Source organism: Klebsiella sp. KP20-425-1, assembly GCF_025813515.1.
Taxonomy (GTDB): Bacteria; Pseudomonadota; Gammaproteobacteria; order Enterobacterales; family Enterobacteriaceae; genus Klebsiella; species Klebsiella pneumoniae.
On sequence record NZ_CP109614.1, the window covers coordinates 1,983,644 to 1,998,557 of the forward strand.

General features: G+C 60.0%; 15 protein-coding genes. 10 read left to right on the forward strand and 5 right to left on the reverse strand.

Annotation, left to right across the window (positions count from 1 at the left end; genetic code table 11):
* Positions 1-182 precede the first annotated feature (182 nt).
* The 5 genes from OHJ17_RS09675 (at position 183) to OHJ17_RS09695 (ending at position 5,149) form a co-directional block, all read left to right on the forward strand.
* Positions 183-1,241 carry a branched-chain amino acid ABC transporter substrate-binding protein gene (locus OHJ17_RS09675; protein WP_004189329.1) on the forward strand — a complete coding sequence of 353 codons (1,059 nt, stop codon included), beginning with the start codon at positions 183-185 and terminating at the stop codon, positions 1,239-1,241.
* A gap of 109 nt (positions 1,242-1,350) precedes the next feature.
* Positions 1,351-2,265, forward strand: a complete 915-nt coding sequence (locus OHJ17_RS09680) for an ABC transporter permease subunit (protein WP_004175489.1) — start codon at positions 1,351-1,353, stop codon at positions 2,263-2,265.
* A 9-nt stretch (positions 2,266-2,274) separates the two neighbouring features.
* The gene (gene livM, locus OHJ17_RS09685) at positions 2,275-3,561 is read left to right on the forward strand and encodes a high-affinity branched-chain amino acid ABC transporter permease LivM (RefSeq protein ID WP_004148804.1); all 1,287 of its coding nucleotides are present in this window, start codon (positions 2,275-2,277) and stop codon (positions 3,559-3,561) included.
* Complete coding sequence (locus OHJ17_RS09690) at positions 3,558-4,433, forward strand: ABC transporter ATP-binding protein (RefSeq protein ID WP_004148803.1); 876 nt, start codon at positions 3,558-3,560, stop codon at positions 4,431-4,433. The genes livM and OHJ17_RS09690 overlap by 4 nt, the downstream gene beginning before the upstream one ends.
* Positions 4,430-5,149: an ABC transporter ATP-binding protein gene (locus tag OHJ17_RS09695; RefSeq protein WP_004175491.1), complete on the forward strand. Its 720-nt coding sequence runs from the start codon at positions 4,430-4,432 to the stop codon at positions 5,147-5,149. The genes OHJ17_RS09690 and OHJ17_RS09695 overlap by 4 nt, the downstream gene beginning before the upstream one ends.
* A gap of 5 nt (positions 5,150-5,154) precedes the next feature.
* On the opposite strand, the gene OHJ17_RS09700 is transcribed toward OHJ17_RS09695, so the two are convergent.
* Positions 5,155-6,048 carry a LysR substrate-binding domain-containing protein gene (locus OHJ17_RS09700; RefSeq protein ID WP_002910720.1) on the reverse strand — a complete coding sequence of 298 codons (894 nt, stop codon included), beginning with the start codon at positions 6,046-6,048 and terminating at the stop codon, positions 5,155-5,157.
* Positions 6,049-6,331: 283 nt separating this feature from the next.
* Here OHJ17_RS09700 and pckA point away from each other — a divergent pair, with 283 nt between their 5' ends.
* Complete coding sequence (gene pckA, locus OHJ17_RS09705; RefSeq protein WP_004148802.1) at positions 6,332-7,975, forward strand: phosphoenolpyruvate carboxykinase (ATP); 1,644 nt, start codon at positions 6,332-6,334, stop codon at positions 7,973-7,975.
* Between the two features lie 49 nt (positions 7,976-8,024).
* Here the strand turns inward: pckA and OHJ17_RS09710 are convergent, their stop codons facing one another.
* Complete coding sequence (locus tag OHJ17_RS09710; protein WP_032412534.1) at positions 8,025-8,501, reverse strand: GNAT family N-acetyltransferase; 477 nt, start codon at positions 8,499-8,501, stop codon at positions 8,025-8,027.
* 98 nt (positions 8,502-8,599) lie between these two features.
* Between OHJ17_RS09710 and OHJ17_RS09715 the strand changes: the two genes are divergently transcribed.
* The 3 genes from OHJ17_RS09715 (at position 8,600) to OHJ17_RS09725 (ending at position 11,946) form a co-directional block, all read left to right on the forward strand.
* Positions 8,600-9,526 (forward strand): LysR family transcriptional regulator, encoded by a 927-nt coding sequence (locus tag OHJ17_RS09715; RefSeq protein WP_002910715.1) that lies wholly within the window; start codon positions 8,600-8,602, stop codon positions 9,524-9,526.
* A gap of 303 nt (positions 9,527-9,829) precedes the next feature.
* On the forward strand, positions 9,830-11,125 hold the full coding sequence (locus tag OHJ17_RS09720; RefSeq protein ID WP_004152313.1) for an MFS transporter: 1,296 nt from the start codon (positions 9,830-9,832) through the stop codon (positions 11,123-11,125).
* 11 nt (positions 11,126-11,136) lie between these two features.
* Complete coding sequence (locus OHJ17_RS09725) at positions 11,137-11,946, forward strand: substrate-binding domain-containing protein (RefSeq protein ID WP_004145468.1); 810 nt, start codon at positions 11,137-11,139, stop codon at positions 11,944-11,946.
* On the opposite strand, the gene OHJ17_RS09730 is transcribed toward OHJ17_RS09725, so the two are convergent.
* Positions 11,921-12,820 carry an L-proline-binding transcription factor PsrA gene (locus OHJ17_RS09730; protein WP_004152315.1) on the reverse strand — a complete coding sequence of 300 codons (900 nt, stop codon included), beginning with the start codon at positions 12,818-12,820 and terminating at the stop codon, positions 11,921-11,923. The genes OHJ17_RS09725 and OHJ17_RS09730 overlap by 26 nt on opposite strands.
* Positions 12,821-12,929: 109 nt before the next feature.
* Positions 12,930-13,412 (reverse strand): cold-shock protein, encoded by a 483-nt coding sequence (locus tag OHJ17_RS09735; RefSeq protein ID WP_002910657.1) that lies wholly within the window; start codon positions 13,410-13,412, stop codon positions 12,930-12,932.
* A gap of 190 nt (positions 13,413-13,602) precedes the next feature.
* Here OHJ17_RS09735 and OHJ17_RS09740 point away from each other — a divergent pair, with 190 nt between their 5' ends.
* Positions 13,603-14,301, forward strand: coding sequence for an RluA family pseudouridine synthase (locus OHJ17_RS09740; protein WP_004197491.1), 699 nt, complete (start codon positions 13,603-13,605; stop codon positions 14,299-14,301).
* Positions 14,302-14,326: 25 nt separating this feature from the next.
* Here OHJ17_RS09740 and OHJ17_RS09745 read toward each other — a convergent pair whose 3' ends face one another.
* On the reverse strand, positions 14,327-14,866 hold the full coding sequence (locus OHJ17_RS09745) for a DUF2058 domain-containing protein (protein ID WP_002910652.1): 540 nt from the start codon (positions 14,864-14,866) through the stop codon (positions 14,327-14,329).
* Between the last annotated feature and the right edge of the window lie 48 nt (positions 14,867-14,914).

Sequence of the window (14,914 nt, forward strand, 5' to 3'; positions counted from 1 at the left end):
GGCGGGATTTTTGCTTCTTCCACCCTGGCCGTCCTGGCGCTGCGCCAACGTCGGCACCACACGGTAAGTGATATTTTCTGCGTCATTCCATGACGCCAGGCTTTACATCGCTGAGGAATATCCGAATGTCTTTGAAACTGAAAACAATGACGCTTCATGTTGTGATAGCAGGTTGTATGAGCATGGCCTTTTACGCCCAGGCAGACGTGAAGATCGGCGTCGCCGGGCCCTTTACCGGCCCCAACGCCACCTACGGCGCCCAGTACTGGAAGGGGGCCTCGCAGGCGGTGGCCGATATCAATGCCGCCGGCGGCATCAAAGGCGAAAAGATTGTGCTGGTGCAGGGGGATGACGCGTGCGAACCGAAGCAGGCGGTGGCGGTGGCCAACCGGCTGGTGGATGAAGCGAAAGTCTCCGCCGTGGTGGGGCACTTTTGCTCTTCCTCAACGATGCCGGCCTCCGAGGTATATGACGAAGCCGGGATCCTGACCATTACCCCCGGCTCGACCAACCCGCAGATCACCGAGCGCGGCATGAAAGATCTCTTCCGCATGTGTGGTCGTGACGATCAGCAGGGGGCGATCGCCGCCAACTATATGCTGGACGTGCTGAAGGCGAAGAAAATCGCCGTCATCCACGATAAAGACACCTATGGTCAGGGGCTGGCCGATGCCACCCGCGCGGCGCTGGCGAAGCGGGGTACCAAAGAAGTGTTGTACGAAGGCCTTTCCCGCGGTGAAAAAGACTTTAACGCCCTGGTGACCAAGATCGGCGCCCTCAAGCCGGACGTGGTCTACTTTGGCGGCTGCCATCCTGAAGCGGGCCCGCTGGTGCGCCAGATGCGCGAGCAGGGGGTGCAGGCCAAATTCTTCTCCGGCGACTGTATCGTCACCGAGGAGCTGGTCACGGCCGCCGGCGGGCCGCAGTTCACTAACGGCGTGCTGATGACCTTTGGTCAGGATCCGCGCACCCTCCCCGACGGCAAAGCGGTGATCGAGAAGTTCCGCGCCAGCGGCTTTGAGCCGGAAGGTTATACCCTCTACGCCTACGCCTCCATTCAGGCTATCGCCGCGGCCTGGAACGCCGTCGGTACCGATAACGCCAAAGCCAGCGACTGGCTGAAGAGCCACGACGTCGAGACGGTGATGGGCAAGAAAGCCTGGGATGGCAAAGGCGACCTCAAGGTGTCCGACTACGTGGTCTATCAGTGGGACGACAAGGGCAAATATCACCAGCTCTGATCGGCCACGACCTGAGGACGCTCTGTCCTTTTGACTTGCGAATTGTCACATGACGGCGGTTGACCGGGAACGGAACCCGGCGGCCGTCTGCCTGGCGGCTGGAGGGGCTATGACGGCGTTTTTTCTGCAACAACTGATCAATGGGCTGACGCTGGGCGCGGTGTACGGCTTAATCGCCATCGGCTACACCATGGTGTATGGGATCATCGGCATGATCAACTTCGCCCACGGCGAGGTGTATATGGTCTCCGCCTACCTGTGCGCCATCGGCCTGGCGCTGCTCTCTTTCTTCGGGATCCACTCCTTTCCGCTGCTGATTTTCGCCACTCTGGTGTTCACCATCGTGGTCACCGGCGTATACGGCTGGGCGATCGAGCGCATCGCCTACCGGCCGCTGCGCAACTCGACGCGGCTGGCGCCGCTGATCTCGGCTATCGGGATGTCGCTTATCCTGCAGAACTATGTCCAGCTGAGCCAGGGGCCGAACCAGCAGGGGATCCCGACGCTGCTTAGCGGCGCGTTGCGCATGACGGTGGGCGATGGGGTGGTGCAGATCACCTGGACCAAGGTGTTTATTCTCGTCGCGGCGCTGGTGGGGATGCTTATCCTGACCTGGATTATTCAGTATACCCGGCTGGGGCGCATCTGCCGCGCCACCCAGCAGGACCGGCGCATGGCGGCGATCCTTGGCATCAATACCGACCGGGTGATCTCCCTGGTGTTTGTCATCGGCGCGGCGATGGCCGGTCTGGCCGGCGTGCTGGTGACCATGAACTACGGCACCTTCGACTTCTATATCGGATTTATTATCGGCATCAAAGCCTTCACCGCCGCGGTGCTGGGCGGGATCGGCTCGCTGCCTGGCGCGATGCTGGGTGGTCTGCTGCTTGGGGTGGCCGAAGCCCAGTTCGCCGGGCTGGTGAATTCGGATTACAAAGATGTCTTTTCCTTTGCGCTGCTGGTGGCGATCCTGATTTTTCGCCCGCAGGGGCTGCTGGGACGTCCGCTGGTGGCCAAGGTCTAAGGAGGCTTTATGGGTGAAATTACGCGCCAGCCTGCGCGGGCTATCCAAAACGCGCTGATCGACAGCGTACTGGCCGGCCTTTGCGCGTTAATTGTCTTTGGCCCGATCGTCGGCGTGGTGCTCAAAGGGTATGGTTTTACCCTCGCGCCTGCGCGGGTGGCGATTCTGGTGGCGGTGGTGATGGCCGGCAGGCTGGCGCTCAGTCTGCTGCTGCAGAGCCACAGGGGAAAAGCCTTTATTGCCCGCTTTGAGGGGGCGGATGACGGGGTGTACGTCCGGCCGCCGGGCTACCGCTCGCGGCTGCGCTGGATAATACCGCTGCTGGTGGGGCTGGCCATTGTCTTTCCGTTTCTCGCCACAAAATATCTGCTGACCGTGGCCATTCTTGGGCTGATCTACGTTCTGCTTGGCCTGGGGTTGAATATTGTGGTGGGCCTCGCGGGCCTGCTCGATCTGGGCTATGTGGCGTTTTACGCCATCGGCGCCTACGGCCTGGCGCTGGGCTACCAGTACCTGGGACTTGGCTTCTGGGCGATGCTGCCGCTGGGGGCGGTGATGGCGGCTCTCGCCGGGGCGTTGCTGGGCTTTCCGGTGCTGCGTATGCATGGCGACTATCTGGCCATCGTCACCCTCGGCTTTGGCGAAATTATCCGCCTGGTGCTCAACAACTGGGTGAGCTTCACCGGCGGCCCTAACGGCGTACCGGTGCCATCCCCCACGCTGTTTGGCCTCGAGTTTACCCGCCGGGCCAAGGATGGCGGCATCCCCATCCATGAGTTTTTCCACGTCAGCTACAACCCCAACCTGAAATTCATCTTTCTCTACGCCGTGCTGTGCCTGGTGGTGATGCTGGTGCTGCTGGTGAAGCATCGCCTGACGCGGATGCCCATCGGCCGCGCCTGGGAGGCGCTGCGAGAGGATGAGATCGCCTGTCGGGCGATGGGGCTCAACCACGTGCTGGTGAAGCTCTCGGCGTTTATGCTCGGCGCGTCGACGGCCGGCATCGCCGGGGTGTTCTTCGCCAGCTATCAGGGGTTTGTTAACCCGACGTCGTTCACCTTTTTTGAGTCGGCGCTGATCCTGGCGATTGTGGTGCTCGGGGGAATGGGCTCCACCCTGGGAGTGGTACTGGCGGCGTTTGTTCTGACGGTCACCCCGGAACTGCTGCGCGGTTTTGACGAATATCGGGTGCTGCTGTTCGGCGTGCTGATGGTGATGATGATGATCTGGCGGCCGCGCGGCCTGGTGCGCACCAGCCGCAGCGGGGTTGCGTTGCGAAAAGGAGTCGCGCCATGACCGACAGCATCTTACGCGTTGAGCATCTGATGATGCATTTCGGCGGCATCAAAGCGCTGAATGATGTCAATCTGGAGGTGGAGCGGGGGTCGATCACCGCCCTGATCGGCCCCAACGGCGCGGGCAAGACCACGGTGTTTAACTGCCTGACCGGTTTTTATCGGGCGACGGGGGGCAGTATCGTGCTGCGGGCGCGGGAAAAGGTCACCGATGTTATTCAGGTGCTGGGGCAGAAGCTTCACCCGGACGATTTTCTCCACCCGGCGCAGCTGGGGAGGCGGATCTATTACAAGATGTTCGGTGGCACCCATCTGGTGAACCGCGCTGGCCTGGCGCGCACCTTCCAGAATATACGTTTATTCCGCGAGATGTCGGTGATCGAGAACCTGCTGGTGGCCCAGCATACCCAGGTCAACCGCCATCTGCTGGCCGGGATCCTCAATACCCGTGGGTATCGGCAGGCGGAGAGTCAGGCGCTGGATCGCGCTTTTTACTGGCTGGAGGTGGTGGAGATGGTGGACTGCGCCAACCGTCTGGCGGGGACCCTCTCCTACGGACAGCAGCGGCGGCTGGAGATCGCCCGCGCCATGTGCACCCGTCCGGAGATGATCTGTCTGGACGAGCCGGCCGCCGGCCTCAACCCGGTGGAAACCCAGGCGCTGAGCCGGATTATTCGCTTTCTGCGCCAGCAGCACGGCATTACGGTGCTACTGATCGAGCATGATATGGGGATGGTGATGGAGATTTCGGATCATATCATCGTCCTCGATCACGGGGACGTCATCGCCCGCGGCGCGCCGCAGGCGATCCAGGCCAACGCCAGTGTGATTGCCGCCTATCTTGGCGCTGAGGAAGAGGAGACGCGCCGATGAGCCAGCCTTTGCTTGCCTTTAATGAGGTGGATGTCTTCTACGGGCCGATCCAGGCCCTGAAGCAGGTCTCCCTCACCGTCAACGAGGGGGAGACGGTGGCGCTGATCGGCGCCAACGGCGCCGGTAAATCAACGCTGCTGATGTCGGTCTTCGGCCAGCCGCGCATTGCCGGCGGGGAGATTTTCTATCGCGGGGAGGCGATCAGCCGGAAGTCGACCCACTTTATCGCCAGCAACGGCATCGCCCAGGCCCCGGAAGGGCGGCGCATCTTTCCCGATATGACCGTCGAGGAAAATCTGCTAATGGGGACCATTGCCATTGGCAACCGCTATCAGGCCGAGGACAAGGCGCGAATGTACCAGCTGTTCCCCCGGCTGGAAGAGCGGCGGGGACAGCGGGCGATGACCCTCTCCGGCGGCGAGCAGCAGATGCTGGCCATCGCCCGGGCGCTGATGAGCCGACCGCGCCTGCTGCTGCTGGATGAGCCGAGCCTGGGGCTGGCGCCGCTGGTGGTGAAGCAGATTTTTCAGATCCTGCGCGAGCTGACGGCTCAGGGGATGACGCTGTTTCTGGTGGAGCAGAATGCCCGCCATGCCCTCAACCTGTCGGACCGCGCCTACGTGATGGTGAACGGCCAGATCCGCCTGAGCGGTAGCGGCCAGACGCTGCTCAACGACCCGGAGGTGCGTAAGGCATATCTGGGGATCAGCGGCTGAGGGGGTTATTCCCGCGGTTCGTTACGGGTTTTAATGTGCTGCCAGAAACGTTCGGCGGCCTGGTTAAGCCGCGAGCCGGAGCGGTAGAGCCAGGCGCCGATCGGCAGCGACAGGCTCTCATCGAGGATCGTCAGCCGGCCTTCGTCCAGCTCGCGCTGAATAGAGTATTGCGGCAGCCAGCCCACGCCGTCGCCATTGAGGATCATGCGCTTGAGCAGCTCGCTCATGGAAGAGACAAAGGTGAGAGAGAAGGTGATCTCCGGCGTGCGGTCGATCACCTGGTTCACCTGGCGCCCCATATAGCTGTCGTTGGCGTATTTCATCAGCGGCAGCACGCCGCGATGTAAATGAAACAGCGGGCGGCCATGTTCGTCGCAGGGGGAGACCAGGTGCAGGTAAGAATCAAAAATTTTATGATTAATAAACGGATAGTTCATTAATTCTTCATTATAGAAGGAGAGGATAAAATCGCTTTTTCCCTCTTTCAGGTTAAATACGGCGTCGTTGACGTTAATCGATTCAACATGAAAAGTCTTATTTTTACGGTCGGTGTAACCGGCGATGATCTCCGGCAGTAATAACACCGACAGCGAAGGGGCGGCGTCGATTCTTATTTTCTGGGTAGTGTTATTTAAGCCTTTAATACGGCTGATCTGAAAATCCATGTCATCGAGCATATTTCGCGCATAGCCGACAAAAATTTTCCCGCGGTTGGTCAGCTGCAGAGGGTTGGCGCTACGATCGAAGATGCTGAATCCGAGGGAAGCCTCCAGCGACTGGATGCGTCGACTGAACGAAGACTGAGAGATGTTGCGGGCTTTGGCCGCCAGGGTAAAGCTGCGCGACTCCTCAAGGGCAATCACATCATACAGCCATTTTACTTCCAGATTTGCCAACACCGATCCAGTCCTCAAAAACGCAATAAAGGCTATGCAATTTTAGCATAGCGCATAGAAACTATGCAATTAACATAATTATCGACAGGTGTTAACATTTTTTGGAAAGTTGAGATTTATGAATGCATATCGGCGACCCTACATGAGCACGATATGAAATCGCGACTCGCGGTTATTTATTGCTTTATTTCATTGTCCAGGACTTATCTTATTAAATAGCCGGCGACGATGACGAAAGCAATGAATAACCCAGGCCTCTTACCTTAAATAGTTTGTCAGGAGTTCCATGTCACAACAAATTGAATCAGTAAAAATGGCTCTGCAGGAGCTGGGGATTAATGCAAGCGGCGAATTCTTTTACAACCCTGATTACGATTTGCTTATTGCACATGAAACCTCTCCTGAGCTGACCGGCGCGGCCCGCGGCGTGATGACCGACTCTGGCGCTGTGGCTGTTGATACCGGGATCTTCACCGGCCGTTCGCCGCGCGATAAATACATCGTCCGCGACGAACAGACTCGCGACACCGTCTGGTGGGCAGACTCCGGCCTCGGCCGTAATGACAATAAGCCGTTATCGCCAGACGTGTGGCGCAGCCTGAAAAGCCTGGTCGCGGGCCAGCTGAGCGGCAAAAAACTGTACGTCATCGACGCCTGGTGCGGCGCCAGCCCGGACACCCGTCTTGGCGTACGCTTCGTCACCGAGGTGGCGTGGCAGGCCCACTTTGTCAAAAACATGTTTATCGTGCCAAGCGCCGACGAGCTGGCCAGCTTTACGCCAGACTTCGTGGTGCTCAACGGCGCGGGCTGCACCAATGCCAACTGGCAGGCGCAGGGGATGAACTCCGAGAACTTTGTCGCCTTTAATCTCAGCGAGCGTATTCAGCTCATCGGCGGTACCTGGTACGGCGGCGAAATGAAGAAAGGGCTGTTCTCGGTCATGAACTACCTGCTGCCGCAGAAAGGCATCGCGTCGATGCACTGCTCGGCCAACCGTGGCGAAGCAGGGGACGTGGCGCTGTTCTTCGGCCTCTCCGGGACCGGGAAAACCACCCTGTCGACCGATCCGCATCGTCAGCTGATTGGCGATGACGAGCACGGTTGGGACGATGACGGCGTGTTTAACTTCGAAGGCGGCTGCTACGCTAAGACCATCAATCTCGATCCGCAGGCGGAGCCGGAGATTTATGGCGCCATCCGCCGCAATGCGCTGCTGGAAAACGTGGTGGTGCGCGCTGACGGCAGCGTGGATTATGCCGACGGCAGCAAAACCGAAAACACCCGCGTCTCCTATCCGCTGTCGCATATCGACAATATCGTCAAGCCGGTGTCCCGCGCGGGCCATCCGTCGAAGGTGATTTTCCTTGCCGCCGATGCGTTTGGCGTTCTGCCGCCGGTCTCCCGTCTGACCACCGAGCAGATGCAGTACCATTTCCTGTCGGGTTTCACCTCGAAGCTGGCGGGCACCGAGCGCGGCATTACCCAGCCGACGCCGACCTTCTCCGCCTGCTATGGCGCGGCGTTCCTGCTGCTTCACCCGACCCAGTACGCCAGCGTCCTGGCGGCGAAGATGGCGGAATCCGGTGCCGAAGCCTGGCTGGTCAACACCGGCTGGAACGGCGAGGGCAAACGCCTGTCGCTGCGCGATACCCGCAGCATCATTAGCGCGATCCTCAACGGCACTACCGGCCCGCTGCGCGAGGAGACCATCCCGGTGTTCGGTCTTGCGATCCCGCAGAGCATTCCAGGGGTAGACAGCGCGGTGCTGGATCCGCGTAATGGCTGGAGTTCAGCGGATAAATGGCAGGAGAAGGCCGAGAGCCTGGCTCAGCTGTTTATGGATAACTTCAAGCAGTACAGCGATACCGAAGCGGGCGCGCGTCTGGCGCTGGCCGGTCCGCAGCTGCAGAAGAGCGCGGTCGAAGCCTGATCCGCGGCCAGCAGGTCGACGCCTGGCGCCGACCTGCTGGCGAGCCGCTTTACTCCGCAAAGGCCCGCAGCGCATCGCCAGTGAGGCGATAACGCACCCACTCATCCTGCGGCTGCGCGCCAATGCTCAGATAGAAATCAATCGCCGGCTGGTTCCAGTCGAGCACGCTCCACTCCAGACGCCCGTACTGACGTTGTACAGCATATTGCGCGATGGTTTTCAGCAGCGCTTTTCCGGCGCCGATCCCGCGATAGTCGGGGGTGACGTACAGATCCTCCATATAGATACCATTGCGTCCAAGCCAGGTGGAGTAGCTGGTGAAGAACACCGCGTAGCCCACCGCTTTGCCCGCCACCTCGCAGATCAGCGCTTCGGTTTTGCTGCCGCTGGCAAACAGCGTCTCTCTGATCTCCTCTGGCGTCGTCACTACCTCTTGGGGGGCTTTCTCGTAGACCGCGAGTTCATAAATCATGTCGTAGATAGCGGTGGCGTCGTCCGGGGTGGCCTGGCGGATTGTGATGCTCATGGGTTGTCCTGTATCCATAGTCAAAAGAGAGCAAAATTGCTGACCCTGAGGATAAGCGGTATTGTGAAAAGAATTAAGTGCAATGAAATCAGCAAACGATGAATATTATGCATCCTGTCCTGCGCCGGATTGACCTCAACCTGTTGCCGGTCTTTGACGCGGTCTATCGCTCCCGCTCGGTACGCCTGGCGGCGGAAGAGCTGGCGATGAGCACCTCGGCGCTGAGCCATGCGCTTTCCCGGCTGCGCAGCGCCCTCAACGATCCGCTGTTCTACCGCGAAGGCCACCGGATGTGCCCCAGCGTCTATGCCAGCCAGCTGGCGCCCTCTATCGCTTCGGCGCTGAAGTTTCTCAACCAGGAGCTGACGCCGCCGGCGGCGTTTGTGCCGGCCGCCAGCACCGACTGCATGCAGATTGCGATCACCGATTTCACCGCGTTCTGCGTCTTTCCGACGCTGATGCATCACCTGCAGCGTGAGGCGCCCGGGCTGCGGTTTGAGCTCCGTTATCTGCCCCACAGCCCGGCGCTGACCGAGCTGCTGGCGGGCGAGGTCGACCTGGCCCTCGGGTTCAATACCCCTGACGAGCCAGCCCATCCCGATCTTGAGGAGATTAACTGGCTGCGGGACGAATATGTGGTCATCAGCCAGGCCAACCGGACGGCGCTGACCCTGGACGCCTACCTTGCGGCCCGTCATCTGGTGGTGACCCCGTGGAATGAGCGGCAGGGGGTGCTGGACTGTGAGCTGGAGCGACAGGGCTATTCGCGGCAGGTGGCGATGAAAACCCCCTCGATGCTGAGCGCGCCCTTTATTATTGAGCAGAGCGACCTGTTGATGGCGCTGCCCCGGCGGGCGGCGGAGACGATGGCCCGCGCCGCCCGGCTGACCATTTTCCCGCTGCCGTTTCCGGTTCCGCCGTTTGACGTCAAGATTTACGCCCACCAACGCAGCGGGAAACGCGAGGCTACCCGCTGGCTTATCTCCCTGTTGCAGACGCTGGTGGGGGAGTCCACCGCTTCCTGACGCGCTTTCCAGCCGGCAGGGTATTTCGTTACCCCAGGCCAGGTTTTATGCCTTCAACCCACGGCGACATATCCTGGCCCCGGTCACAAAACGGAAAACTGACTTTTTCGCCGTCACCCGCGGCGTGGTTAGGACGGTGTGTGTTAAATGATTGTATGTAAAAGTAATGTTAATTAGTTAAATGTTATTCATGCGTAAAATTCATTAGTGGATGCGTTTATTACGCTTATTTCGTTCCCGGTTCTGTTTCAGTCTTCAGCGACAGGCGCGCGACAACGCGTGGATAACAAACTGGAGACCTGCATGCATTCAACAACCTCACAGATGAGTACCCGTGACCGGATCGGCGCCATTCTGCGCGTCACGTCCGGTAACTTTCTCGAACAGTTCGACTTTTTTCTGTTCGGGTTTTATGCCACCTACATCGCCCATACCTTTTTTCCGGCGAGCAGTGAATTCGCCTCGCTGATGATGACCTTCGCGGTCTTCGGCGCCGGCTTTTTGATGCGCCCCATCGGCGCTATCGTACTTGGCGCCTATATCGACAAGGTGGGGCGGCGCAAGGGGCTGATCGTCACCCTGTCGATCATGGCCACCGGCACCTTCCTGATCGTGCTGATCCCCTCTTATCAGACCATTGGCCTGTGGGCGCCGCTGCTGGTGCTGATCGGCCGTCTGCTGCAGGGCTTTTCCGCCGGCGCCGAGCTGGGCGGGGTGTCGGTCTATCTGGCCGAGATCGCCACCTCGGGCCGCAAAGGCTTTTACACCAGCTGGCAGTCGGGCAGTCAGCAGGTTGCCATCATGGTGGCAGCCGCGATGGGCTTTGCCCTCAACGCGGTACTGGAGCCGAGCGCTATCAGCGACTGGGGCTGGCGTATTCCGTTCCTTTTCGGCTGCCTGATTGTTCCGTTCATTTTTATCCTGCGCCGTAAGCTGGAGGAGACCCAGGAGTTTACTGCCCGCCGCCATCATCTGGCGATGCGCCAGGTATTCGCCACCCTGCTGGCGAACTGGCAGGTGGTTATCGCCGGGATGATGATGGTGGCGATGACCACCACCGCGTTCTACCTGATCACCGTCTATGCCCCGACCTTTGGTAAAAAGGTGCTGATGCTCAGCGCCTCTGACAGCCTGCTGGTCACGCTGCTGGTGGCGATTTCCAACTTCTTCTGGCTGCCGGTGGGCGGGGCGCTGTCCGACCGCTTTGGCCGCCGATCGGTGCTGATCGCCATGACCCTGCTGGCGCTGGCTACCGCCTGGCCTGCGCTGACCATGCTGGCGAACGCCCCGAGCTTTTTGATGATGCTGAGCGTGCTGCTGTGGCTGTCGTTTATCTACGGCATGTACAACGGGGCGATGATCCCGGCGCTGACCGAAATTATGCCCGCCGAAGTGCGCGTGGCAGGTTTCTCGCTGGCCTACAGCCTGGCGACCGCGGTGTTTGGCGGCTTCACGCCGGTGATTTCCACGGCGCTGATTGAGTATACCGGTGATAAAGCGTCTCCCGGCTACTGGATGAGCTTTGCCGCCATCTGCGGTCTGCTGGCCACTTGCTACCTCTATCGCCGTAGCGCCGTTGCGCTGCAGACGGCACGTTAATCAGGGAGAAGATGATGCGTAAAACGACAGGAACCCTGCTCGCCACGCTGCTGCTGGCCGCCACCGGCGGCAGCGCGTTGTCCGCTGAGGTCACCGTGATGATCTCCGGCGGCTTCAAAGCGGCGCTGGAAAAGCTGGCCCCGGCGTGGGAAAAACAAACCGGCAACCACCTCGTGGTGATCCCTGGCCCGTCGATGGGAAAAACGCCGCAGGCGATCCCTAACCGTCTGGCGCGCGGCGAACACGCGGACGTGGTGATCATGGTCGGGGACGCGCTGACCAGCCTCGAGAAAGCGGGCCGTACGCAACCGGATTCGCGCCGGGAGCTGGCCGACTCGCCGATCGGCGTGGTGGTGAAGGCGGGGGCGCCGCTGCCGGCTATCCACAACGCAGACCAGCTGCGGGCGACGCTGCTGGCGGCGCCATCGGTCGCGTACTCCGACAGCGCCAGCGGACGCTATGTCAGCTCGACGCTGTTCCACACCCTGGGCATTGATGACGCGATGCAGAGTAAAGCGCAGATGGTGGAGCGCATTCCGGTGGCCTCGGAAGTGGCCAAGGGACGGTATGCAATCGGTTTTCAGCAGGTGAGCGAACTGCTGCCGGTGCCCGGCGTAACCTTCGTCGGCGAACTGCCGGATAACCTGCAGTACATCACCCGCTTTGCCGGGGCGGTGACCATCAGCGCCGACCACCCGCAGGAAGGCAAGGCGCTGCTGACGTATCTGGCGTCACCGGCGGCGCAGGAGACCATCCACGCCACCGGTATGCGAAGCGTAGCCGCCGCCGCGCCGGTCAGCCAGAAGGATACTGTTCAATAATCAGCTTCTCCAGCTCTGCCGCCACGTAGGACTGAATACGGCCGCTGAGGCGGATCAGGCCTACCGTACGCGTGACCACCGGGTCGGTGAGCGGCACAGCGCGGAGAACGGAATGCTCCCCGGCGGGCATCGACATCGCGGGCACGGCGGCAATGCCGATGCCCGCTTCCACCATCCCCAGCATCGTGGTGACGTGGCGGGTTTCGCAGATACTTGGCCGCGCCGGCGTCAGATGCGCCAGCTCCCGGTCAAGCAGCGTCCGGTTGCCGGAGACCCGATCCAGGCCAATATAATCCTGTTCAAAATACGCCTGCCAGCTTAGGTGCGTCTTGCGCGCCAGCGGATGATCGTGCCGACAGGCGGCCACATAGCGGTCGTCGGCAAGAGGGGTGAATTCGATACTGGCTGGCAGGTTTTTGGCAAAGCAGAGGCCAAAGTCAGCCTGTCCGCTGCTGACCGCCTCGATCACATTCCCGACGCTGCTGTCAATCAACCGGATGCGCACCTGGGGATAACGCGCCTGAAAGCTGCGGATGATTTCCGGCATAAAGTAGTAGGCGGCGGAAGGCACCGTCGCCACCGTCACCAGCCCGGTACGCGCCTTGCTGACCTGGCTGATATCCGCCAGCACCGTCTCGACATGGGCCAGCAGCTGCTCCGAACGTTCGGCAAAATTTTGCCCATACAGCGTGAGGGTCACCCGCCGGGTGGTGCGATCGAACAGCCGGTTGCCCAGCGCCGTCTCCAGCTTTTCGATGCGTCGGCTAAGGGCCGACTGCGACAGGCAGATGGATTCGGCCGCCAGCCGAAAACTGCCATATTCCATCAGGGCGCGAAAGGCGTAGAGATCGTTGAAGTCAAAATTTACGGGCATGGCGGCATCCTTATCGGCTCTCTGGCGCCATCGCCCCGTCCGGCGAGGGGCGATGGCGGGTAGCATATCGGGCAGGACTTCGGGCGCGCGGGAAACCGCGCGCCAGGGCTTACACCTTAAGCAGTTTTACCGTGGCATCGATATCGATTTCGTCTTCCGAAAAAATCAGGGTTGTCCCCTGAAAGGTGGTGATCGCCAGCTTTTTCACCGAGCGCATCTCTCCCGGCTGCACCGTGGCTTTTGGCCGGATGCTGTTCATCAGCAGCCCGACCGACAGCACGGCGTTTTCTTTATCGACGCGGGTCTCGACCGGCTCTTCTTCCCGGTACACCACATAGGATTTGATGGAGGTCAGCTTCAACCGCTCGCCGGCAATATAGATATATTTGCTTTCCGGAATGACCTTCACCGCGTAGGCCGACAGCCCTTTATTGTTGGTGGTAGGTTCGAAAGTCACCGCCGCGTCTTTCTTGATAAGATCAGGATTGGCGACCTTAATCACGTGAAAATAACGATTTTCGCCGTTTTCATCTTTGATAAATCCAAAACCTTTATCTTTAAACCACGTTGTGATTGTTCCGTTCATCGCCATTACCGTATTACTCGTTGGTTAACACAAATTTTGCAGCGCGCAGTGTAAAGCACATTGCCTGTACAGGCCATGCCTTTGCGATAAGTGTGGGTGATAAATGACGCCGCCGCGAGGGCGGATTGTGCGCCAGCATCGTGCCGCTGGGCAAAATGAGGTACTATCGCCAGCCACTCCTTCTTCGGGCCGCCTGATGTCCACCATTATCGATACCTTTGTCGCGCCGCCGTGTCGCGAACAGATCACCCTCTTGTATCAGGACGAACACCTGGTGCTGATCAATAAGCCCGCCGGGCTGCTGAGCCTGTCGGGCAAAGATCCGCGCAACCTCGACTCCGTGCATCACCGGCTGGTACAGCGCTTTCCGGGCTGCACCCTGGTGCACCGCCTGGACTTCGGCACCTCCGGCCTGATGGTGATCGCCCGCAACAAGGGCATTAACGCCTTGCTGTGCCAACAGTTCAGCCAGCGCACGGTGGACAAGGTCTATACGGCGCTGTTGTGCGGCCATCTGGCGGAAGATGAGGGGATAGTGGAGGCGGCAATCGCCAAAGATCCGGCCCGTTTCCCGCGCATGGCGCTCTGCGCCCGCCACGGCAAACCGGCGCGTTCGCGCTATCGGGTCATAGACCGCCTGTATCAGGCGCGAGAAGGCGAGAGGGCGCTGGCGTTAACCCGGGTAACGCTCACCCCGGAGACCGGACGGACCCATCAGCTGCGTATTCACTGCCAGCTGCTGGGCTATCCGATCCTTGGCTGCGATCTGTACGGTGGCCGGGAGCTGCCCGGCACGGAATGCGCTCCGCGGCTGATGCTGCACGCCAGCGAACTGCGTTTTGTCCACCCCGTCAGCCATGAGCCGATGCATATCCAGCAGGCGAGCCCGTTTTGATCGCCCGCGGCGGGAAAGCCCGGGGTTACCACATCAGATCGTCGGGCACCTTAAAGTCGGCGTACGGATCGTCTTCATCCTGCTCATCCTGACTCAGGGCGCTGTGCAACACGATGCTGCTGGCGTCGCGCTGGGCAATTTTCTCAGCCACTACCGCCGGAATAATCGCATATTCACCTTCGGGCTTGTTATCCACCGCCAGGCGGGCAATCGCCAGACGGCCGTTAATCAGCTGGGTCTGGGTGGGCTTGTCGACCATGATTTTTTTGATCAGATTATTATCGGTAAAGTTAAAGCCGATATCGCCCCGGGCGACCGTAATGCGGTTCATCTCGATCAGCTGCTTCACCTGGGCTTTATACTCTTTCGCCAGCACCGCCTGCTTTTGCTGCTCGCTAAGCTGTTTATCACGCTCCAGCTGGGCTTTTTTATTTTCTTCCACCGCTTCCCGGGCCTCACGGGCCTGAACGCGGGATTTTTTCGCCGTCCTCTGGACTTTAGCCATTTTTTTGCTGCTGACCAGGCCGGCTTTGAGCATCTGCTCTTGTAAGGTGAGTTTTGTCATCTGCGTGTCTGAAACTGAGGAAACATCTGGCAAGTATACCTGCATTGG